This window comes from Streptomyces sp. DG1A-41, from assembly GCF_037055355.1.
GTDB lineage: Bacteria > Actinomycetota > Actinomycetes > Streptomycetales > Streptomycetaceae > Streptomyces.
The window spans coordinates 5,928,149-5,948,795 of sequence record NZ_CP146350.1; the positions used below are offsets into that span (position 1 = coordinate 5,928,149).

The following is a 20,647-nucleotide window of genomic DNA, read 5'->3' on the forward strand; positions in this document are numbered from 1 at the left end:
GTGTATACGTCGAGTGCGCAAGTCATGGCGGGCGGTACGGGCGTGCAGGTCGGGGCCTGTTGTCACGGTTCCGCAACAGGGCGTTGCTCCGAGCCTCCAGGCGGCCTGCCGCGCCGCGGCAGCGGCCCGGTCTCCCGCGGCAGTCGCCCCGCTTCGGCCAGCGCCTTCCGCAACAGAAACTCGATCTGGGCGTTGGCCGACCGCAGCTCGTCCCCGGCCCACCGCGCCAGCGCCTCGTACACCGCCGGGTCCAGCCGCAGCAGCACCTGCTTGCGCTGCTGCTGCGGCCGGCGCTGCGAACCCGGGCCCTCGGAAGGCACGGTCACTGGTACAGGGACCCGGTGTTGAGGACCGGCTGCGCGGCACGGTCGCCGCACAGCACCACCATCAGGTTGGAGACCATCGCCGCCTTCCGCTCGGAATCCAGCTCCACGATGTCCCGCTCGGTGATCCGGGCGATCGCGGCCTCGACCATGCCCACCGCCCCGTCCACGATCTGCCGCCGGGCCGCGACGACCGCTCCGGCCTGCTGCCGCTGGAGCATCGCCGAGGCGATCTCGGGGGCGTATGCGAGGTGCGTGAAGCGCGACTCGATGATCTGCACCCCGGCCGCCTCCACGCGCGCGTGCAGTTCGACGGCGAGCTTCTCGGTGATCTCCTCGGCGTTGCCGCGCAGCGAGAGGCCGTCCTCCTCGTGGGCGTCGTAGGGGTACTCGATGGCGATGTGTCGCACGGCCGCCTCGGTCTGCGTGGAGACGAACTCGACGTAGTCGTCCACCTCGAAGGTGGCCTGGGCGGTGTCCTCGACCCGCCACACCACGACCGCGGCGAGCTCGATCGGGTTGCCGTAGGCGTCGTTGACCTTAAGGACGGCGGTCTCGTGGTTGCGGACGCGCGTGGAGATCTTGGTGCGAGAGGTGAGGGGGTTGACCCAGCGCAGACCGTCCTGCCGGATCGTCCCGCGGTAGCGGCCGAAGAGCTGGACGACCCGGGCCTCGCCGGGCGCCACCATGTTCAGCCCGCACATGGCCAGGAACGCCGCGAGGCCGACCAGGATGCCGCCGATGATCAGGGCGGCCTTGGCTCCGCCCCCGTCGACCGATGTGGCGGCCGCGATCAGCCCGGCGCCGGCCAGCAGACCGAGCAGGCCGAGCAGCAGGGCGAGTCCGCCACCGATGCTGTGCGCGGCGAACTCCCGCACGCGGGGCGCCGGCATTTCGGGCACGTCGGCGGTGACCTGCGGTTGGTGTGTGGGCATGGGTGATCCCCCGTTCTCGCGGGAAGCCACTCCTGCATAGCTTCCATCTATCTAAGTGATATCACTTTTCCCCGTCCTGGCAACCCTGCGCGTGTCTCGAACGTCGGTTCCGTTGGGATGGGTGCTGATTGTCACGTCCGCAAAGAGGCGGATCGGCAGCCCTATCTCATATCTCCCGGTGTTAGCTTTCTGAGCTGACCTGAGCGGCGAACCCGTGTGACATGTGAGCACACATGAACGAAGCGGAGCGGATCGGACCCATGGGACGAGCGGAAGAAAGACGCGCCCGACAGCGCGGTGGGCGCCGGGCGGCACCCAAGCGCCGCCGTTCGTCGGGCGCGGCCGGGAAGAGCGGCATACGCAGGCTCTTCACCTGGAAGAAGATCCTCGGCACCTTCTTCGGCCTGTGCCTGCTCGGCATGGGCGCCTTCATCGTGCTGTACATGGTGATCGACATCCCCGAGGGGAACGCCGACGCCAAGCGGCAGAGCAACATCTACAAGTACAGCGACGGCACGATCATGGCCCGCGACGGCAAGGTCAACCGCGAGGTCGTCGATCTGTCCAGGGTCCCCAAGGGCGTGCGGCTCACCTTCGTCGCAGCCGAGAACAAGACCTTCTACAAGGACGCCGGCGTCGACCTCAAGGGCACCGCCCGCGGCCTGCTCAACACGCTCTCGGGCAGGGGCGCGCAGGGCGGTTCGACGATCACCCAGCAGTACGTCAAGAACTACTACCTGACGCAGGAACAGACCGTCTCGCGCAAGCTGAAGGAACTGGTCATCTCGCTGAAGCTGGACCGGGAGAAGTCCAAGGACTACATCCTCGCCGGCGACATCAACACCAGTTACTACGGCCGCAACGCCTACGGCATCCAGGCCGCCGCCCAGGCCTACTACCGCACCGACGCCGAGAACCTCACGGTCGCGCAGGGGGCCTACCTCGCCGCGCTGCTCCAGGCCCCGAGCGAGTACGACTGGGCGGTCGCCTCCCCGACGGGTAAGAAGCTGGTGAAGGCCCGCTGGAACTACGTCCTGAACAACATGGTCGAGGAGGGCTGGCTGAGCCGGTCCGAGCGCGACGCCATGAAGTTCCCGGTGCCGAAGGACCCCAGGCCCGCCCCCGGCATGGAGGGCCAGAAGGGCTACCTGGTCAACGCGGCCAACGCGGCGCTGGAGAAGCAACTCGTCGCCGAGGGCACCGCGGGCAGCACCAAGGAGGCCGAGGCGATGGTCAGCGCCGGCGGCTGGACCGTCACGCTCAACATCGACAAGAAGAAGCAGGCGGCGCTGGAGAAGTCCGTCAAGCAGCAGCTGACCAGCAAGCTCGACCCCGAAAAACGCAAGGTCGACGGGGACGTCCAGGCCGGTGCCGCGTCCGTGAACCCGAAGACGGGCGCCGTGGTCGCGATGTACGGCGGCGTGGACTACTTCAAGCACTACACCAACAACGCCACCCGCTCCGACTACCAGCCCGCCTCCACCTTCAAGCCGGTCATCCTCGCCGCGGCCCTGGACGAGCAGGCCAAGACGCAGGACGGCAAGCCGATCACCGCGAACACGGTCTACGACGGCACGAGCAAGCGCCAGGTCGTGGACAACGGCAGCGAGGTCGGCTTCGCCCCCGAGAACGAGGACGACGAGAACTACGGGAAGATCACCGTCCAGACGGCGATGAACAAGTCCGTCAACTCCGTCTTCGCGCAGATGGGCGTCGACGTCGGCATGACCGACGTGGTCGACGTCGCGGGCAAGCTCGGCATGGACACCAAGAACATGGAGGCCGTGCCCGCCCAGACCCTGGGCAGCATGGGCGCGAGCCCCCTGGAGATGGCGGGCGTCTACGCGACCCTCGCCAACCACGGCAAGAAGGTCACCCCGGCCCTCGTGAAGTCGGCGGAGCACCTGAACAAGACGGTCACCATGCCCGACCCGGTCGGCGACCAGGCCATCAGCCGCGAGGCCGCCGACTCGGTGACCTCGGTGCTGACCGGCGTGGTCGACGACGGTACGGCGCAGGCGTCCGTGCGGAACAACCCCGAGCGCGACGGCCAGCAGGTCGCGGGCAAGACGGGTACGTCCGACAACAACAAGTCGGCCTGGTTCACCGGCTACACACCGAACCTGGTCACCTCCGTCGGCCTGTTCGGCGAGGACGCCAAGACCCACGCCCAGGTCCCGATGTACAAGGCGGGCGGCCAGCCCCGGGTCAACGGCGGTGGCTTCCCGGCACTGATCTGGGCGGCGTACACCTTCGGCGTGATGGGCGACGTCACCAAGTTCGACCTGGACACCCAGCAGGGCGCGGCCGTCCAGCCGACGTGGACGCCGACACCCACGCAGGAGCCGACCAAGGAGCCCACGCAGGAGCCGACGACCGAGGAGCCGTCGTCGTCACCGCCGCCGACGACACAGGAGCCGAGCACCTCGCCGTCGCCGACTCCGACGACGACACCGCCCACCTTGACCCCGCCGACGGGCCCGGAGACGACACCGCCGAGCGATGGCGGCGGCGGTCCGTTCGACCCGGTCAAGCCGGGCGACGAGCAGTAGAAGAGCAGGAGACGCTGAAGGGCGCCCGGTGCACACCGGGCGCCCTTCGCATGCCGGGCGGAGTAGGAAGTGCACTCGATCTTCACCCGAATGTCGTGACCGGCCCGGTCAACGGCACCGGCTTGTGGTTGAGCGCATGTTGCGGACGATCCGGCGGGCGGAGAGCCGGATCGTCCCCTCCCGGCCATATGTTCACCAGGTCGGCAGGCGTTCGCCGCGGATGCGGGCGGGCGCCTGCCGGCAGCCGGTGGCAACTCCTGGCCGGCGGGATCGCCGCCCACGCCCGGGCCGGGCGCGCGCCGACCGCGGGTTCGGCGGAGCGTCCTCCCCTGCAGCCGTCCCGGCGGGTCAGCCGCGGTTGAGCTCGAACCAGACGACCTTGCCCGTGCTGAGCCGGGTCGCGCCCCAGCGCCGGGCCAGCCGGTTCACCAGGTACAGCCCGCGTCCGCCCTCGTCGGTGGCGCGGGCCTGCCGCAGGCGCGGCAACTGCGGGACATCGTCGCCCACTTCGCAGCGCAGGACGTCCGTCCGCAGCAGCCGGAGCGTGACCGGCCGGGAGGCGTACCGCACGGCGTTCGTCACGACCTCGCTGACCAGCAGCTCGACGGAGTCGCTGAGCTCCTCCAGGCCCCAGCGCTGGAGCGCGCGCCGGGCCAGTCGGCGGGCCCGGCCGGGCGCGGCGTCCTCCGGCTCCAGGAACCAGTACGCCACATCGCTGGGCGCGATGCCGTCGAAGCGGGCGGCGAGCAGCGCGATGTCGTCGTCCCGGTCGCCCGGGCCGAGCATGTCGAGCACCTCGTCGCACAGCGCTTCCAGGGGCGGCGGATGGTCCGGCCCGGTGAGCTGCGCGGTCGCGGCGAGCTTCTCCCGCAGCTGCTCGATGCCGGTCCACACGTCCCGCAGCCGGGACTCGACCAGGCCGTCGGTGTACAGCAGCAGGGTCGCACCGGCGGGCGCGTCCAGCTCCACGGCCTCGAAGTCGACGCCGCCGACCCCGATGGGGGCACCGGCCGGCACGCGCAGCACCTCGGCACGGCCGCCCAGGTGGAGCAGGACGGGCGGCGGGTGACCGGCGTTGGCGATGGTGATGCGGTGCGATACCGGGTCGTAGACCGCGTAGAGGCAGGTCGCCATGCGGTCCACGCCGAGGCGCTGGGCCTGTTCGTCGAGGTGGTGCAGGACCTCCTGCGGCGGCAGGTCGAGACCGGCGAGGGTCTGGGCCGTGGTGCGCAGCTGGCCCATGATGGCGGCCGAGGTCATGGAGTGGCCCATGACGTCGCCGACGACCAGGGCGACCCGACTGCCGGGCAGGGGGATGGCGTCGTACCAGTCGCCGCCGACCCGGGCGGTCTCCGCGGCCTGCAGGTACCGCGAGGCGAGCCGCACGCCCGTGGGGCGGGGCAGCGTCTCGGGCAGCATGGTGCGCTGGAGCTCGTCCGCGATGTAGGCCTCGCGGCCGTACAGCACGGCCTTGTCGATGCCCAGGGCGCTGTGCGTGGCGAGCTGGGCGGCCACCAGCAGGTCGTCCGGCTCGAAGGCGATGCGTTCGGGGCGGCGCAGGAACAGGGCGGCACCGATGACCCGGCGCCGGCCGCGCAGCGGGGCGAGGATCGCGCGCTGCCCGTCCGGTACGGCGAACTCGCCGCCGTCACCGAGCAGTTCGGGCAGCGCGGCACGGGCCGCGGGAGCGTCGGTGAACACCGGGCGCACGCCCCGCAGCACCTCGGCGAGCGCGCTGCCGGGCCGCACCTCGCACAGCTCGGCGCCGACCGTGTCCAGCTCGTTCGGCTCGGGCTGCGCGGCCGGCAGGAAGCCGTTCTCGGTGTCGCGCTCGGCCGGTATCCGGTCGGTGCGGCGCAGCCGCAGCACCAGCGGGCCGGTGGGCCGCTCGTCGCCTACGGGCAGCGGGTCGCGCAGGTAGACCAGGATCGCGTCGGAGAACGTGGGCACGGTGGCCCGGCACAGCCCCATCACGATCTCGTCGAGATCGATGCCGCGGGCGATCCGCCGGGTGGCGGCACCCACGAAGCGCAGCCGGTCGCCGTCGCGCCGCATCGGCGTGGGACGGCCGGGCGCCAGGCTCTGGCCGCTGCGGCGCTCGTGGCCCTCGGGGCCGGGCGCCGGCCGGTCCTGTTCGTCGGCCGGCTGGACCGGAATGCCCTCGGGGGCGGGCCGCGGCCGAGGAGTCTCGCGCTCGGCGGTCTGCTCGGTACCCGGCTGGGAATGCTCGGAGACGGGGTCGCTCACGGTGTCCTTGCCCTTGCCGAACGGCGTGGAGGTGCCCGGCTCCGACGTGCCCGGCGTGGTGTGCGCAGTCGTGAGCGGAGCGGTGACGTCGCCGCCGCAGCGGCCCTGTACCGGTAAGGCGCCCGTGCCGGGCGCACGCGCCGGTGTCGAGGTATGCACGAGCGCCCCGCGGGGGTCCGCGGGGTCGACGCCCGGCTGCGGGCGTTCGAAGGAGGTCGGCTGCTCCGTCACGCGTGTCGAATCCATCCGTCCGGGGCTGCACGCCAGAGGTGCAGTTGGTCCCGCCGAAACTCCGATACCCGGAATACGTGCCCCAGGAACGGAATTCCCGCGTGGTCAGAGGTTGTTCCTGTGCCACCGGCGGACCGTCTGCGGTCCTGGGGACCTGTGGCGCAGGCCCTTTCGGTGTTGCCCTCGTACCCCTCGCTCACGTCCTGCCGCCCCTCGGTGACGATCGGTCAAGCCCAGCGCGTGCTCCGTCAGTTGCCGCCGCGCGCCCTTGCGGAGGACGATCCTACGTTTCTTGCCCGGGGGCGCATCAAGGGTCTCATGAGGACACATGCGCGGGCGTACGATCCCAGTCCTCCGGCAGTGACGGTACCGCCCAGGACGGATCCGGGCGCCAGTGCTGCCAGCCTTCCGAGAACGGTGGCCCCCAGGCGCGGATCACCTCCACGGCGGCGCGCCCGGCCGCCCGTACCCTTTCGGCCCCCCGGTCGTCCATCAGCCCGTCCCGCAGAGCCTGGGCGAACTCGTCCTCGTCGCGCCAGTGCCACGTGCGGTCCGGGTGCACGGAGATGTCCAGGAAGTGGTCGACGGAGTCCACGCCGCCCGCCCAACGGGCCAGAGGCTCCTCCAGGTTCACGTACCAGTTCTTGAACCGCCAGCCCGGCTCCCAGAACAGCCACACCGACCAGGGCTCGCCGGGCCGGGCCAGCTTCAGCACGCCCGTGCCGAACCAGCGGTCGCGCTGCACGGTCCGCGGCTTGGTGTAGCGGGACTCCAGCGGCTCCAGGTGCACGGCGGTGCCGTCGGCGAGCACGGGCCGCACGCACTCCGTGCCGGGCGCCAGCCACACGGCGAGCAGCTCCGCGTCGTCCCGTACGACGGTGACGGGACGCGCGATGTGGAAACGCGAGCCGCCGTTCTCCCGGTATCGCCACAGGATCTCGCTCCCGGGCTCCCAGAAGCCTGCCGCACCACCCGTTTCCACGCGTCTCACCGCTCCACCGTCTGCCATGCACAGATATTAGGTGCCATGGGCATACGACGCTGCGGCGCGTGTCACGGTTCACGCGCCGGGCCTACGTTCTCGACGAACCGTCACGGGCGCGTCATCCGCAGGACATCCAGCGCCTCGTCGAGCTGCTCCAGGGTCAGCTCCCCGCGCTCCGCATACCCGCTCTCCAGCACGACCTGACGGATGGTCTTCCGCTCGGCCAGCGCCTTCTTGGCGACCTTGGCGGCCTCCTCGTAGCCGATGTACTTGTTGAGCGGTGTGACGACGGAGGGCGAGGACTCGGCGTACTCCCGCGCCCGTTCGCGGTCGGCGGTGATGCCGTCGACGGTCCGGTCGGCGAGCAGCCGCGTGGCGCCCGTGAGCAGCCGGATGGACTCCAGCACGTTCTTCGCGATGACGGGCAGCATGACGTTGAGCTCGAAGTTTCCGGCGGCGCCGGCGGTGGCGACGGTGGCGTCGTTGCCGACGACTTGTGCGCACACCATGAGCACGGCCTCCGGAATGACCGGATTCACCTTGCCCGGCATGATCGACGAGCCGGGCTGGAGGTCGGGCAGGGCGATCTCGGCGAGGCCGGTGCGCGGCCCGGAGGACATCCACCGCAGGTCGTTGGCGATCTTCGTCAGCCCGACCGCGATGGTCCGCAGTTGCCCGCTGGTCTCGACGATGCCGTCCCGCGCGCCCTGCGCCTCGAAGTGGTTCCGGGCCTCGGTGAGGGGCAGCCCGGTCGTACGGGCGACTTCCTCGATCACGGCGGCTGAGAAACCGGGCGGGGTGTTGATACCGGTGCCGACGGCCGTACCCCCCAGCGGCAGTTCGGCGAGCCGGGGGAGGGACGCCTCCAGCCGCTCGATCCCGTACCGCACCTGGGCGGCGTACCCGCCGAACTCCTGCCCCAGCGTCACGGGCGTGGCATCCATGAGGTGGGTCCGCCCCGACTTCACGACATCGGAGAACTCCCCGGCCTTGCGCTCCAGGGAGGCGGCGAGGTGGTCCAGGGCTGGAATCAGATCACGGGTGACGGCGGCGGTGGCGGCGATGTGGATCGAGGACGGGAACACGTCATTGGACGACTGGGAGGCGTTGACGTGGTCGTTCGGGTGGACGCTCCTGCCCAGCCGCTCGGTGGCGAGGGTGGCGATGACCTCGTTGGCGTTCATGTTGGACGAGGTCCCGGACCCGGTCTGGAACACGTCGACGGGAAAGTGCGCGTCCCACTTCCCCTCGGCCACCTCGCCGGCGGCCTGCTGGATCGCCCCGGCGACATCCTCGTCGAGCACCCCGAGCCGCGCGTTCACCTTCGCCGCGGCGCCCTTGATACGGGCCAGCGCCTCGATGTGCGCCCGCTCGATCCGTTGACCGGAAATCGGGAAGTTCTCGACAGCACGCTGCGTCTGAGCCCGCCACTTGGCGTCGGCGGGGACACGTACTTCGCCCATGGAGTCGTGCTCGATGCGGTATTCGTCGCTCATACCGCCTATAGCGATCGAGGGGGCGGTGATGTTCCTGGGTGGGGCGAATGGGGGGAGACGGATCAGGGGGTGGGGCCTGAAACGATGAGGGCGTGTTCTGGGGGCCTTGATGGCCATGAGGTGCGGGCTTTGAAGGCCTGTGGGGGCTGGGCCGGGCCTGGAGGCGGATGGGGGTCGGGTCTGGAGTCCCGTGAGGGCGGGGTCCTGATGACGGTGGGGGCGGGTCCTGAGTGCCTGCGCGGGGCCTGCCCGTGATGGCGCAGGGGGCTTTGAAGGCCTGTGGGGGCTGGGCCTGGCCTGGAGGCGCATGGAGGTCGTCTGGAACCCCGTGAGGGCGGGGCTCTGATGACCGTGGGGCAGGCGGTTCCTGAGTGCCTGTGCGGGGCGGGCCCATGATGGCCCGTTGGGGAGCGGGCCTCGTAGACCCACGCGGACCGGGCTTGAGGACCGCCGCGGGCGGGGCTTGAAGACCCAGGAGGGCGGGGCTTGAAGACTCGTGAGGGGCCGGGGGACCGAGACCCGTGAGGGGGATCCGAGGCCCGTGGCCGGGGTGGGGATCCGAGGCCCGTGACGGGGTAGACATCCGAGTCCCGTGAGGGGACCTGGGGGCCCGAGGCCACTGAGGGGTGCGGGGGACGTAGTCCCCGCCGGTGCCGGGGGCTCTTGTCCGACCGTGTCGGGCGGTTGGGGGGCAAGGCCGGGGGCCAGGGGGCGGAGCCCCCCGGCGGGGTCGAAGGGGCGGAGCCCCTGAGGACGGGACGGGTAGGGGCGGCGGGGGCGAAGTCCACTCCCCGTCGCCCCTCCCGGGCCCTACGCCAGCCCCGGCCCCCGCACCGGAATGCTCGTGAACGTCGGCGCCGGCGCCGGGTCCTGGAAGAAGTCGTTGCCCTTGTCGTCCACGACGATGAACGCCGGGAAGTCCTCGACTTCGATCTTCCAGACGGCCTCCATGCCGAGCTCCTCGTACTCGACGACCTCGACCTTCTTGATGCAGTCCTGCGCGAGCCGCGCCGCCGGGCCGCCGATGGAGCCCAGGTAGAAGCCACCGTGTGACGCACAAGCGTCCGTGACCTGCTTGCTCCGGTTGCCCTTCGCCAGCATCACCTTGGACCCACCCGCCGCCTGGAACTGCTCGACGTAGCTGTCCATCCGCCCGGCCGTCGTCGGGCCGAAGGAGCCGGACGCGTAACCCTCCGGCGTCTTGGCCGGGCCCGCGTAGTACACCGGATGGTCCTTCAGGTACTGCGGCATCTCCTCACCCGCGTCCAGCCGCTCCTTGATCTTGGCGTGCGCGATGTCACGGGCCACGACCAGCGGACCGGTCAGCGACAGGCGGGTCTTCACCGGGTACTTCGTCAGCTCCGCCAGGATCGTCTCCATCGGCTGATTCAGGTCGATCTTGACGACGTCACCCTCGGACTCCAGCTGCTCGTCCGTCGTCTCCGGCAGGAACCGCGCCGGGTCCGTCTCCAACTGCTCCAGGAAGACCCCCTCGGCCGTGATCTTCGCGACGGCCTGACGGTCGGCGGAGCAGGACACGGCGATGGCGACCGGGCAGGACGCCCCGTGCCGCGGCAGCCGCACCACGCGCACGTCGTGGCAGAAGTACTTCCCGCCGAACTGCGCCCCGATCCCGATCCTCTGCGTCAGCTCGAAGACCTTCTGCTCCAGCTCCTTGTCCCGGAAGCCGTGCCCGAGCGCCGACCCCTCCGCCGGGATCTCGTCCAGGTAGTGCGCGGACGCGTACTTCGCGGTCTTCAGCGCGTACTCGGCGCTCGTACCGCCGACCACGATCGCCAGGTGGTACGGCGGACAGGCAGCCGTACCCAGCGAACGGATCTTCTCCTCCAGGAACTTCATCATGGAGGACTCGTTCAGGACGGCCTTCGTCTCCTGGTACAGGAACGACTTGTTGGCCGAGCCGCCGCCCTTCGCCATGAACAGGAACTTGTAGGCGCCGCCGTCGGTCGCGTACAGCTCGATCTGCGCGGGAAGGTTGGAGCCGGTGTTCTTCTCCTCCCACATGGTGAGCGGAGCCATCTGCGAGTAGCGCAGGTTGAGGTTCTGGTAGGCGTCGTAGATGCCGCGGGACAGGGCCTCCTCGTCGCCACCCTCCGTCAGCACGTTCTGACCGCGCTTGCCCATCACGATCGCCGTGCCCGTGTCCTGGCACATCGGCAGCACGCCCGCCGCCGCGATGTTCGCGTTCTTCAGCAGGTCCAGCGCCACGAACTTGTCGTTGCCGGACGCCTCGGGGTCGTCGATGATGCGGCGCAGCTGCGCGAGGTGGGCCGGGCGCAGGTAGTGCTGGATGTCGTGGATGGCCTCCTCGGCGAGCTTGCGCAGCGCCTCCGGCTCCACCTTGAGGAAGGTCCGCCCGTCCGGCCCCTCGACCGTGGAGACACCTTCGGAGGTCACCAGCCGGTACGGCGTGGTGTCCTCTCCCTGGGGGAGCAGATCGGTGTACGCGAACTCAGGCATCTCAGCCCATTCCTCACTCGACAGACGGCGGCCCGCCTCCTTTGGCGAGCGCCCACCAGACTAGAACCTGTCTCCGACAGCGAGCCCGTGAGGTAAGGCTCAGTTCGTCACACTCGGCCGCGACAGGGGGTGTCGCGATCTATCGTGTTTCGGTACGCTGCTGCCGTGGACCTTCAGAAGCAGACCGCGCCCGCCGTCTCCGAGCTCCGCGCCTCCGACGCCGAGCGCGACCGCATCGCCGACATCCTGCACGACGCCCTCGCCGAGGGCCGTCTCACCGCGGACGAGCACGCCGAGCGCGTCGAGGGGGTGCTGCGCGCCAAGACGGTCGGCGAACTGGACGTCTTCATACGGGATCTGCCCGCCGCCCACCGCCAGGGCCCCGGCCCGTCACCGGCCCCGGCCCCGTACCGCCCCACGGCCGGCGCCATCCCGATCGACCCGGACGACAACGTGGTCGCGATCTTCAGCAGCGCCGTCCGCAAGGGCCGCTGGCGCGCGGGCCGCCGTATCCACGCGTACGCGATCTTCGGCAGTGTCGAGATAGACCTCAGCGAGGCGCTCTTCGATCACCAGCAGGTCGTGATCAAGTCGTTCTCGATCTTCGGCAGCGTCGAGATCCGGGTTCCGGAGAACGTGTCGCTGCGCGGCATGGGCGGCGGCGTGCTCGGCAGCTTCGAGGTGGACACGCTCGACTCGGGCGAACCGGAGGCCCCCATCGTCTATGTCGACGGCTGGGCCGTCCTGGGCAGCGTCGAGGCGCGGCCCCGGCGCGGCAAGGTCGTCGCGGACATCCTCGACCGGGTGCGGCGCAAGGCTGACAAGGGTTTGCGCAGACACCTGAACCATTGACAGTCGCGAATCCGCCGGGACCGGAGCGAATCGGTCCACCGGTCACGCCGCTCCACGGAGCCCGAAAACGGGGGCGAAACCAGCGCTTCGGAACTCAGTGCATAGGCGCGCGCACAGCGGGTAGGCCTTGCTGCATCGTCTCTCGCTCGCGAAGCCGTCGTCAGGAGTAGACCGTGCTGCAACCGCCGCATTCGTCCCTGGTAGCTGCCGTTCCGGCCCCGCGGGTGCCAGCGCGAGACAGGGACCAAGACGCCCCGTGGCACACCGAGGCGGTGTGCCGGCGTGACGAGGCGGGGCTGTTCTTCGCCCCCTCCAAGGAGCCCACCGCCGCCCGGCTGTCCCGGGAGGAGGCGGCGAAACGGGTCTGTGCGCGCTGCCCGGTGATGGTCGAATGCCGCGAGCACGCCCTCCTCCAGCCCGAGCCCTACGGCGTCTGGGGCGGCCTCACCGCCGCCGAGCGCCGCGTGGTCCTGGCCCGACGCCGCCGCCGCGACCTGGAGCTGAAGAAAGCGGCCCGTCCGGCGAGCACGATAGCCGCGGCGGGCTGACCGGCACGCACGACGAAAAGGGCGCCCCCACCGCACCGGGGGCGCCCTTTCGTCGCGGGCGAGCCGCCCAAGCCAGGGGCGCGGGGAACTGCGCGATCAACCACAACCGACCCGCACTCGCCGGTGATCCGCAGTCCCCACCCCTTGGGCGGCGCTACTTCCCTTTGTCGAAGTCGATCGCGCTGTAGGCCCGCAGCTTGCTCAGCCGATGCTCGGAATCGATCCGACGAACCGTGCCCGAACGGGACCGCATGACAATGGAGTCGGTCGTAGCGGTCTCCGCCCGGTACCGAACACCCCGCAGCAGCTCCCCGTCGGTGATCCCGGTCGCCACGAAGAACACGTTCTCCCCGGTGACCAGATCCTCCGTCGTCAGCACCCGGTCGAGATCATGCCCCGCGTCGACCGCCCGCTGCCGCTCCTCGTCGTCCTTGGGCCACAGCTTGCCCTGGATCGTGCCGCCCAGGCACTTCACCGCACAGGCCGAGATGATGCCCTCCGGCGTACCGCCGATGCCGAGCAGCAGATCGACGCCCGTGCCCTCGCGCAGCGCCAGGATCGAGCCGGCCACATCGCCGTCGGAGATCAGCTTGATCCGCGCACCGGTGTCCCGGATCTCCTTGATGATGCCCTCGTGCCGCGGCCGGTCCAGGATCACCACCGTCACGTCCTCGGGCGCGGACCGCTTGGCCTTGGCGACCCGTCGGATGTTCACCGACACCGGCGCGTTGATGTCGACGAAGTCGGCCGCGTCGGGCCCGGTGACGAGCTTGTCCATGTAGAAGACGGCGGACGGGTCGAACATGGACCCGCGCTCGGCGGCGGCCAGCACCGCGATCGCGTTCGTCATGCCCTTCGCGGTCAGCGTGGTGCCGTCGATCGGGTCGACGGCGATGTCGCACTCGGGCCCGGTCCCGTCGCCCACGCGCTCCCCGTTGAACAGCATCGGGGCCTCGTCCTTCTCGCCCTCGCCGATGACGACGACGCCGTTCATCGAGACGGTGGAGACGAGGGTCCGCATGGCACGCACCGCGGCACCGTCGGCGCCGTTCTTGTCGCCCCGCCCGACCCAACGGCCCGCGGCCATCGCCGCTGCCTCGGTCACCCGGACCAGCTCCAGGGCGAGGTTGCGGTCGGGGGCCTCGGAGGGCACATCGAGTTCGGACGGCAAGTGATGATTCTCGGTCATCGGAGCGCACCTTTCTGTACGACGACGGCCGGATGAGGGTGTTGTTGCCCGACTCTATCGCCGAGCCCGCAAAATGAGCAGGGGCCCCCACGGATGAGCGCACCGGAGACCTGCGACGATAGGGGGCGTGGCAGGCACGAACGGCAAGCAGAAGACGGCGCGGGACATGATCCTCTCCATGGGAGTCATCGTCCTGGTGGCGGGCGTCATATACCTCTTCATCCCGCACGACGACAGCGCGCCCGACATCAAGCGCGTCGACTACCGCGTCGAGCTGCTCACGGCACGCCGCGCCGCCTCGTACCCCGTGGCCGCGCCCCAAGGACTGCCCGACACATGGAAGGCCACCTCCGTCCGCTTCCAGGGCGACGAGTTCGACGCCTGGCACCTCGGCTTCCACGATCCCGAGGGGGAGTACGTGGCCGTCGAGCAGTCCACTCAGCGGCGTCCCGTCTTCGTCGACGAGGCGACCCAGGGCGCGCGGGAGACCGGGAAGACCGAGAAGATCGACGGCCGGACCTGGACCCGCTACGAGGGCGGCCGGTACGACGCGCTGGTCCTCGAGGGCACCAAGGGCTCGACGACGGTCGTGACGGGCACCGCGTCGTTCGCGCAGCTGACCAAGATGGCGGACGCGCTGAAAACGGAGTGAGACCCCGTACGCACGGAGTGAGACCCGTACACATGGAGAAGGCCCCCGGTGTGTGCCGGGGGCCTTTCGTTTCCGTCGTCCGTCGGTCAGACGGTCGTGACGACCTGGTCGAACTCCAGACGCGGGGAGCGCGGGTACCAGGCGTCCGGGCCCGGCCGGCCGATGTTGACGACCATCAGCGGGGTGTGGTCGCCATCCAGGAACTCCTTGCGCACACCCTCGAAGTCGAAGCCGGTCATCGGGCCGGCGGCGAGACCGGCGGCGCGGACGCCGACGATGAAGTACGCGGCCTGGAGGGCGGCGTTCAGCGTCGCGGCGTTCTCGCGGACCGGGCGCTCGGCGAAGAAGAGGTCCTTCACCTGCGGCATGGCCGGGAACAGGTGCGGCAGCTCCTCGTGGAACTCGTTGTCCGCGGAGAGGATCGCGACCAGCGGGGCGGCGGCGGTCTTGGGCTGGTTGCCCTCGGCCATGTGCCGCACCAGGCGCTCGCGGGCCTCGGGGGAGCGGACCAGGGTGATGCGCAGCGGGGTCTGGTTGAAGGCGGTCGGGCCGTACTTGACCAGGTCGTAGATCGCCTGCACCTGCTCGTCGGTCACCGGCTCGTCGGTGAAGGTGTTGGCGGTGCGGGCCTCGCGGAACAGCAGGTCCTGCGCGGCGGGATCAAGGACGAGAGTCATGGATGAACCTTCTGAACCTTCTCGAGCGGGTACGTCTGATGTCTCCGACCGTACGCGAGTGAAGTTCAACGTTCAATCAAATCCGGAACGTCGTGTCTCACCTCACAGTGAGCCGTTCGTGCTACTCCGCGTCCGCCTCGTCCGCGGTCTCCTCCGCCAGCGCCGCGTCCAGCCGCGCCCGCGCCCCGTCCAGCCAGCGCCGGCACACCTTGGCCAGCTCCTCGCCGCGCTCCCAGAGCGCGAGGGACTCCTCCAGCGTCGTACCGCCCGCCTCCAGACGGCGGACGACCTCGATCAGCTCATCCCGCGCCTGCTCGTACCCGAGCGCCTCGGTCATGCCCGGTGTCTCATCAACCTCGCTGGTCATCCACCCACCCTATGTGTCCACTCGTACGGAGAACTCACCCTCGGAGACCCGCGCGCGCAGGGCCTCGCCGGCCGCCACCTCGCCGGGGTCGCGGACGGCGTGCCCGTCCGCCTTCTGGAGCACGGCGTACCCGCGCTTCAGGGTCGCGGCGGGGGAGAGGGCCACCACGCGCGCGTGCGTGTGCGACAGCTCCGAGTCGGCCCGGTCGAGCTGGTGCCGCAGACAGCGCCGGCCCCGGTCGAGCAGGTCCGCCACATGGTCGGCGCGCTCGTCGATCATCCGGTGCGGATCCTCTATCGACGGCCGCGCGAGCGCGTGGGCCAGCCCGCGCTCCTCCCGCTCCACCAGCGCCGCCACGCACCGCCGCGCCCGGTCCCGCAGCAGCCGCACCCGCTCGTACTCCTCGCCGACGTCCGGCACGACCTTCTTCGCGGCGTCGGTCGGGGTGGAGGCGCGCACGTCGGCGACGTGGTCGAGGAGCGGATTGTCGGGCTCGTGCCCGATCGCGGACACCACGGGCGTACGGCACTCGGCGACCGTCCGGATCAACTGCTCGTCGGAGAACGGCAGCAGGTCCTCCACGCTGCCGCCACCGCGCGCGACGATGATCACGTCCACGTCCTCGATCGCGTCCAGCTCCTTCACGGCCTGCACGACCTGCGGCACGGCGTGCACGCCCTGCACGGCGACGTTGCGCACCTCGAAGCGCACGGCGGGCCAGCGGTGCCGGGCGTTCTCCAGCACGTCCCGCTCGGCGGCCGAGGCCCGTCCGCAGACCAGCCCGACGAGCTGCGGCAGGAAGGGCAGCGGCTTCTTGCGCTCCGGCGCGAACAGCCCCTCGCGCGTGAGGGCCTTCTTCAACTGCTCCAGCCGCGCCAGCAGCTCGCCGACCCCGACGGGCCTTATCTCGGCGGCCCGCAGCGACAGCTGCCCACGCGGGGCGTACCACTCGGGCTTCGCCAGGACGACGACCCGGGCGCCCTCGCTCACCACGTCCGCGACGGCGTCGAACACCTGCCGGTAGCAGGTGACGCTGACGGAGACGTCGTATGAGGGATCCCGCAGCGTCAGGAACACCACACCGGCGCCCGGCCGCCGCGACAACTGCGTGATCTGCCCCTCGACCCACACCGCACCGAGCCGGTCGATCCACCCCCCGATGAGCCGCGACACCTCACCGACGGGGAGCGGGGATTCCGGAGACGTGTTCACAGCCATGTCCGCGAGAGTAGTGGCCACCGCTGACAACGCGGCCCACCCGCCCGGCGACGCGGGGTCCCGGCGCCTTCGCAACCCGTCACTCACATCGCGCCCTGTCAGTCTTCCCGGGGACTCCACACGCACGCGATCTTCGACCCGCCGAACCCGGCCTTACGATGGGACGCATGTCTGCTTCGCCTGGCCGCCGTGTCCTGCTCGCCGCCCCCCGTGGCTACTGCGCGGGTGTGGACCGCGCCGTGATCGCCGTCGAGAAAGCGCTGGAGCAGTACGGCGCTCCTGTCTACGTCCGGCACGAGATCGTCCACAACAAGTACGTCGTGCAGACCCTGGAGAAGAAGGGCGCCATCTTCGTCGAGCGGACGGAGGAGGTGCCCCCGGGGAACATCGTCATGTTCTCGGCGCACGGCGTGGCCCCCGTCGTCCACGAGGAGGCCGAGCGCGGCCGCCTCGCCACCATCGACGCCACCTGCCCGCTGGTCACCAAGGTCCACAAGGAAGCCGTCCGCTTCGCGAGCGAGGACTACGACATCCTCCTGATCGGCCACGAGGGCCACGAGGAGGTCATCGGCACCTCCGGCGAGGCCCCCGACCACATCCAGCTCGTCGACGGGCCGGGCGATGTGCAGAAGGTCGAGGTCCGCGACCCGTCCAAGGTCGTCTGGCTCTCCCAGACCACGCTGTCCGTCGACGAGACCATGGAGACCGTCGACGCCCTGAAGGAGAAGTTCCCGCAGCTCATCTCCCCGCCCAGCGACGACATCTGCTACGCCACGCAGAACCGCCAGCTGGCCGTGAAGCAGATGGGCGCCGAGTCGGACCTGGTCATCGTGGTCGGCTCCCGCAACTCCTCCAACTCCAAGCGGCTCGTGGAGGTCGCCAAGATCGCGGGAGCGCGCGCGGCGTACCTCGTGGACTTCGCCGACGAGATCGACGAGGCCTGGCTGGAGGGTGTCTCCACGGTCGGTGTGACCTCGGGCGCCTCCGTCCCGGAGGTCCTGGTCGAGCAGGTCCTGGAGTGGCTCTCCCGGCACGGCTTCGAGGACGTCGAGATCGTCAAGGCGGCCGAGGAGTCCATCACCTTCTCGCTGCCCAAGGAGTTGCGCCGCGACCTGCGCGAGGAGGCGGCGGCGCTGGTCGCCGAGCGCCGCGGCGCCGGAACCGGTGAGGATTCCGGGGAGTGATCGGGGAGCCGCTGGGCGGGGATCGCCCTCCGGCCGGTGACTGTCAGTCCCTCGTCGTAACGTAGGGCCATGCACATCTTCGGCGTGGACATCGGCGGTTCCGGGATCAAGGGTGCCCCGGTGGACCTGGACAAGGGCGACCTGGCGCAGGAGCGCCACAAGGTCCTCACCCCGCAGCCGGCCACGCCCGACGGGGTGGCCGACGGCGTCAAGCAGGTCGTCGACCACTTCGGCTGGACGGGCCCGGTCGGGGTCACGTTCCCGGGCGTGGTCACCGACGGAGCCACGATCCGGACAGCGGCGAACGTCGACGACAGCTGGATCGACACCGACGCGCGCGTGCTGCTCGGCGAGCGGCTGGGCGGACTGCCGGTGACGGTGGTGAACGACGCGGACGCGGCGGGCGTCGCCGAGATGCACTTCGGCGCCGGCCGCGGCCGCCGGGGCACGGTGATCGTGCTCACGTTCGGCACGGGCATCGGCAGCGCGGTCTTCGCCGACGGCGTGCTGGTCCCCAACACCGAGCTGGGCCACCTGGAGCTCGACGGGCACGACGCGGAGAAGCGGGCCTCCAGCAAGGCCCGGGAGGACCACGACATGACGTGGGAGTACTGGGCGGTGCACCGCGTGCGCAAGTACCTCGCACACGTCGAGATGCTGTTCGCGCCCGACCTGTTCATCATCGGCGGTGGTGTCAGCCGCAAGTCACAGAAGTTCCTGCCCCACATCGAGGGCATCAAGGCGGAGATCGTCCCGGCGCAGTTGCAGAACAACGCGGGGATCGTGGGGGCGGCGATGCGGGCGGCGGGACACTAGGCACCGGCGTTCGGCACCCCGGCTGTCACGTCGGCGGACGCGTCCCGGCCGCGGCCCGTCGCCGGTGCACCAGCCGCATCCGCCGGGCGATCACGATCACCCCGGCGATGAGCGTGCCGCCGTACAGCCACCCGGCCTGTGTGGCGAGCGCCGTCACCAGCCCCATCAGCTTGCCGCCGGTCCCACCGTCGCCGTCCGCCACCGGCAGCAGCCCAACGGCGAACGCGATCGGCACCACGACGGGCGCGGTCATCAGATCCCCGCGGCGCACCCAGACGGCGGTGAGCACGCACACCGGCAGGAACAGCACCCCGTACGCCGTAAGTGACGCCCCGAACAGCACCGCGCAGAGCCCGCCGAGCAGGAACATCACGAGCGCGCAGAACAACCCGCTGCCCAGACCGGTCAGCCGGGGGTTCGGCAGCCTCGCCGCGGCGGGTGCCGGCGCGGGGCCGGCCGCCGTACCGCCGCGGGCCGGCGTTGCGGTCCGGGCTGCCGGACCGCTCGCACCGCCCCGCCGCTCGCTCCCCGTCCCGCCTGCGGCGGCAGGGACGATCTCGGCCGGTCACGTCGCGGTCCGTACTGGGCAGGTCGCGTCCTGTATTGCTCCACTGCACCAACTTAGGTCGTTCAATATGCCGAATAGCCCTTCAGACACGCCGTGGGCCGAGGCTTGGCCAAGCGTTCGATAGGCCGCCAGGGTGGTTTCGGGTACGCCGTAGACTGGTGGATCGGCCGGTCCCCTGGCCCCCTGGCCCTCTCCACTCACGGGAAGTCGCAACGTGTCGCTCACGATCGGAATCGTCGGTCTGCCGAATGTCGGCAAGTCGACCCTGTTCAACGCCCTGACCAAGAACGACGTGCTGGCGGCCAACTACCCGTTCGCCACGATCGAGCCGAACGTGGGCGTCGTCGGCGTCCCCGACCCGCGGCTCGGCAGGCTGGCCGAGATCTTCAAGTCGGAGCGGATCCTCCCGGCCACGGTCGACTTCGTCGACATCGCGGGCATCGTGCGCGGCGCGTCCGAGGGCGAGGGCCTGGGCAACAAGTTCCTCGCGAACATCCGCGAGTCCGACGCGATCTGCCAGGTCATCCGTGCCTTCAAGGACGAGAACGTCGTGCACGTCGACGGCAAGGTCTCGCCCAAGGACGACATCGAGACGATCAACACCGAGCTGATCCTCGCGGACCTCCAGACCATCGAGAAGGTCCTACCGCGTCTCCAGAAGGAGTCGCGGATCAAGAAGGACATCCAGCTCAAGGTCAAGGCGGTCGAGGAGGCCAAGGAGATCCTGGAGAAGGGCGACACGCTCTTCGCGCACGGCATCGTCCAGGGCAGCGAGCGCAACGAACTCCTCCACGACCTGCACCTGCTCACGACCAAGCCCTTCCTCTACGTCTTCAACGTCGACGAGGACGAGCTGGTCGACGAGGACTTCAAGAACGAGCAGCGCGCCCTGGTCGCCCCCGCCGAGGCGATCTTCCTCAACGCCAAGCTGGAGTCGGACCTCGCCGAGCTCGACGAGGACGAGGCCCTCGAACTGCTCCAGTCCGTCGGCCAGGAGGAGCCCGGCCTCGCGACGCTGGCCCACGTCGGCTTCCGCACCCTCGGCCTCCAGACCTACCTCACGGCCGGCCCCAAGGAATCCCGCGCCTGGACCATCAAGAAGGGCGCCACGGCCCCCGAGGCCGCCGGCGTCATCCACACCGACTTCCAGAAGGGCTTCATCAAGGCGGAGGTCATCTCCTTCGACGACCTGGTGGAGACGGGCTCGGTGGCGGAGGCCCGCGCGAAGGGCAAGGCCCGTATGGAGGGCAAGGACTACGTGATGCAGGACGGGGATGTCGTGGAGTTCCGCTTCAACGTGTAGCGGATGGCGTAGCAGGGTTGGGT

The 20,647-nt window shown here is 70.3% G+C and carries 18 protein-coding genes; 7 read left to right on the forward strand and 11 right to left on the reverse strand.

The genetic code is table 11. The features are described 5' to 3' along the window. Positions 1-62: 62 nt before the first annotated feature. Both V8690_RS27810 and V8690_RS27815 read right to left on the reverse strand, forming a co-directional pair. Positions 63-326 carry a hypothetical protein gene (locus V8690_RS27810; protein WP_338782807.1) on the reverse strand — a complete coding sequence of 88 codons (264 nt, stop codon included), beginning with the start codon at positions 324-326 and terminating at the stop codon, positions 63-65. Next, entirely contained in the window at positions 323-1,258 is a 936-nt protein-coding gene (locus tag V8690_RS27815) for an SPFH domain-containing protein (RefSeq protein WP_338782808.1), read from the reverse strand. The genes V8690_RS27810 and V8690_RS27815 overlap by 4 nt, the downstream gene beginning before the upstream one ends. Positions 1,259-1,518: 260 nt before the next feature. Between V8690_RS27815 and V8690_RS27820 the strand changes: the two genes are divergently transcribed. After that, the gene (locus V8690_RS27820; RefSeq protein WP_338782809.1) at positions 1,519-3,810 is read left to right on the forward strand and encodes a transglycosylase domain-containing protein; all 2,292 of its coding nucleotides are present in this window, start codon (positions 1,519-1,521) and stop codon (positions 3,808-3,810) included. A 348-nt stretch (positions 3,811-4,158) separates the two neighbouring features. Here the strand turns inward: V8690_RS27820 and V8690_RS27825 are convergent, their stop codons facing one another. From V8690_RS27825 to V8690_RS27840, 4 genes are all read right to left on the reverse strand, one after another. Continuing rightward, positions 4,159-6,303 carry a SpoIIE family protein phosphatase gene (locus tag V8690_RS27825; RefSeq protein ID WP_338782810.1) on the reverse strand — a complete coding sequence of 715 codons (2,145 nt, stop codon included), beginning with the start codon at positions 6,301-6,303 and terminating at the stop codon, positions 4,159-4,161. A gap of 301 nt (positions 6,304-6,604) precedes the next feature. Continuing rightward, on the reverse strand, positions 6,605-7,297 hold the full coding sequence (locus V8690_RS27830) for a DUF402 domain-containing protein (protein ID WP_338782811.1): 693 nt from the start codon (positions 7,295-7,297) through the stop codon (positions 6,605-6,607). Positions 7,298-7,380: 83 nt separating this feature from the next. Further along, entirely contained in the window at positions 7,381-8,769 is a 1,389-nt protein-coding gene (locus V8690_RS27835) for a class II fumarate hydratase (RefSeq protein WP_338782812.1), read from the reverse strand. 810 nt (positions 8,770-9,579) lie between these two features. Then, positions 9,580-11,250 carry a fumarate hydratase gene (locus V8690_RS27840; RefSeq protein WP_338782813.1) on the reverse strand — a complete coding sequence of 557 codons (1,671 nt, stop codon included), beginning with the start codon at positions 11,248-11,250 and terminating at the stop codon, positions 9,580-9,582. A 165-nt stretch (positions 11,251-11,415) separates the two neighbouring features. Here V8690_RS27840 and V8690_RS27845 point away from each other — a divergent pair, with 165 nt between their 5' ends. Together V8690_RS27845 and V8690_RS27850 are read left to right on the forward strand one after the other, a co-directional pair. Continuing rightward, entirely contained in the window at positions 11,416-12,102 is a 687-nt protein-coding gene (locus V8690_RS27845; RefSeq protein ID WP_338782814.1) for a DUF1707 domain-containing protein, read from the forward strand. A 173-nt stretch (positions 12,103-12,275) separates the two neighbouring features. Beyond that, entirely contained in the window at positions 12,276-12,650 is a 375-nt protein-coding gene (locus V8690_RS27850) for a WhiB family transcriptional regulator (protein ID WP_086844991.1), read from the forward strand. Positions 12,651-12,804: 154 nt separating this feature from the next. Here V8690_RS27850 and glpX read toward each other — a convergent pair whose 3' ends face one another. Continuing rightward, positions 12,805-13,839, reverse strand: a complete 1,035-nt coding sequence (gene glpX, locus V8690_RS27855; RefSeq protein ID WP_338782815.1) for a class II fructose-bisphosphatase — start codon at positions 13,837-13,839, stop codon at positions 12,805-12,807. Between the two features lie 127 nt (positions 13,840-13,966). Here glpX and V8690_RS27860 point away from each other — a divergent pair, with 127 nt between their 5' ends. Further along, on the forward strand, positions 13,967-14,491 hold the full coding sequence (locus V8690_RS27860) for a DUF4245 domain-containing protein (RefSeq protein ID WP_086604578.1): 525 nt from the start codon (positions 13,967-13,969) through the stop codon (positions 14,489-14,491). Positions 14,492-14,577: 86 nt separating this feature from the next. On the opposite strand, the gene V8690_RS27865 is transcribed toward V8690_RS27860, so the two are convergent. The 3 genes from V8690_RS27865 to xseA form a co-directional block, all read right to left on the reverse strand. Then, entirely contained in the window at positions 14,578-15,168 is a 591-nt protein-coding gene (locus tag V8690_RS27865; RefSeq protein ID WP_338782817.1) for a malonic semialdehyde reductase, read from the reverse strand. A gap of 121 nt (positions 15,169-15,289) precedes the next feature. Then, positions 15,290-15,535, reverse strand: coding sequence for an exodeoxyribonuclease VII small subunit (locus V8690_RS27870; protein WP_020275876.1), 246 nt, complete (start codon positions 15,533-15,535; stop codon positions 15,290-15,292). 9 nt (positions 15,536-15,544) lie between these two features. After that, positions 15,545-16,753, reverse strand: coding sequence for an exodeoxyribonuclease VII large subunit (gene xseA, locus V8690_RS27875; protein WP_338782818.1), 1,209 nt, complete (start codon positions 16,751-16,753; stop codon positions 15,545-15,547). Between the two features lie 158 nt (positions 16,754-16,911). Between xseA and V8690_RS27880 the strand changes: the two genes are divergently transcribed. Together V8690_RS27880 and V8690_RS27885 are read left to right on the forward strand one after the other, a co-directional pair. Continuing rightward, positions 16,912-17,937, forward strand: coding sequence for a 4-hydroxy-3-methylbut-2-enyl diphosphate reductase (locus tag V8690_RS27880; RefSeq protein ID WP_338782819.1), 1,026 nt, complete (start codon positions 16,912-16,914; stop codon positions 17,935-17,937). A gap of 69 nt (positions 17,938-18,006) precedes the next feature. Continuing rightward, a complete protein-coding gene (locus tag V8690_RS27885; RefSeq protein WP_338782820.1) occupies positions 18,007-18,753 on the forward strand; it encodes an ROK family protein in 747 nt (248 codons plus the stop codon). A gap of 25 nt (positions 18,754-18,778) precedes the next feature. On the opposite strand, the gene V8690_RS27890 is transcribed toward V8690_RS27885, so the two are convergent. Continuing rightward, complete coding sequence (locus tag V8690_RS27890) at positions 18,779-19,123, reverse strand: DUF6542 domain-containing protein (protein ID WP_338785484.1); 345 nt, start codon at positions 19,121-19,123, stop codon at positions 18,779-18,781. 412 nt (positions 19,124-19,535) lie between these two features. Here V8690_RS27890 and ychF point away from each other — a divergent pair, with 412 nt between their 5' ends. Continuing rightward, a complete protein-coding gene (ychF, locus tag V8690_RS27895) occupies positions 19,536-20,624 on the forward strand; it encodes a redox-regulated ATPase YchF (protein ID WP_338782821.1) in 1,089 nt (362 codons plus the stop codon). Positions 20,625-20,647 lie beyond the last annotated feature (23 nt).

Coding starts and splice junctions, on each gene's coding strand:
- V8690_RS27865 (WP_338782817.1), bottom strand. CDS start 15,168: ATGACTCTCGTCCTTGATCCCGCCGCGCAGGACCTGCTGTTCCGCGAG.
- glpX (WP_338782815.1), bottom strand. CDS start 13,839: ATGACCGAGAATCATCACTTGCCGTCCGAACTCGATGTGCCCTCCGAG.
- xseA (WP_338782818.1), bottom strand. CDS start 16,753: ATGGCTGTGAACACGTCTCCGGAATCCCCGCTCCCCGTCGGTGAGGTG.
- V8690_RS27835 (WP_338782812.1), bottom strand. CDS start 8,769: ATGAGCGACGAATACCGCATCGAGCACGACTCCATGGGCGAAGTACGT.
- V8690_RS27825 (WP_338782810.1), bottom strand. CDS start 6,303: ATGGATTCGACACGCGTGACGGAGCAGCCGACCTCCTTCGAACGCCCG.
- V8690_RS27870 (WP_020275876.1), bottom strand. CDS start 15,535: ATGACCAGCGAGGTTGATGAGACACCGGGCATGACCGAGGCGCTCGGG.
- V8690_RS27890 (WP_338785484.1), bottom strand. CDS start 19,123: ATGTTCCTGCTCGGCGGGCTCTGCGCGGTGCTGTTCGGGGCGTCACTT.
- V8690_RS27815 (WP_338782808.1), bottom strand. CDS start 1,258: ATGCCCACACACCAACCGCAGGTCACCGCCGACGTGCCCGAAATGCCG.
- V8690_RS27885 (WP_338782820.1), top strand. CDS start 18,007: ATGCACATCTTCGGCGTGGACATCGGCGGTTCCGGGATCAAGGGTGCC.
- V8690_RS27830 (WP_338782811.1), bottom strand. CDS start 7,297: ATGGCAGACGGTGGAGCGGTGAGACGCGTGGAAACGGGTGGTGCGGCA.
- V8690_RS27820 (WP_338782809.1), top strand. CDS start 1,519: ATGGGACGAGCGGAAGAAAGACGCGCCCGACAGCGCGGTGGGCGCCGG.
- V8690_RS27880 (WP_338782819.1), top strand. CDS start 16,912: ATGGGACGCATGTCTGCTTCGCCTGGCCGCCGTGTCCTGCTCGCCGCC.
- V8690_RS27840 (WP_338782813.1), bottom strand. CDS start 11,250: ATGCCTGAGTTCGCGTACACCGATCTGCTCCCCCAGGGAGAGGACACC.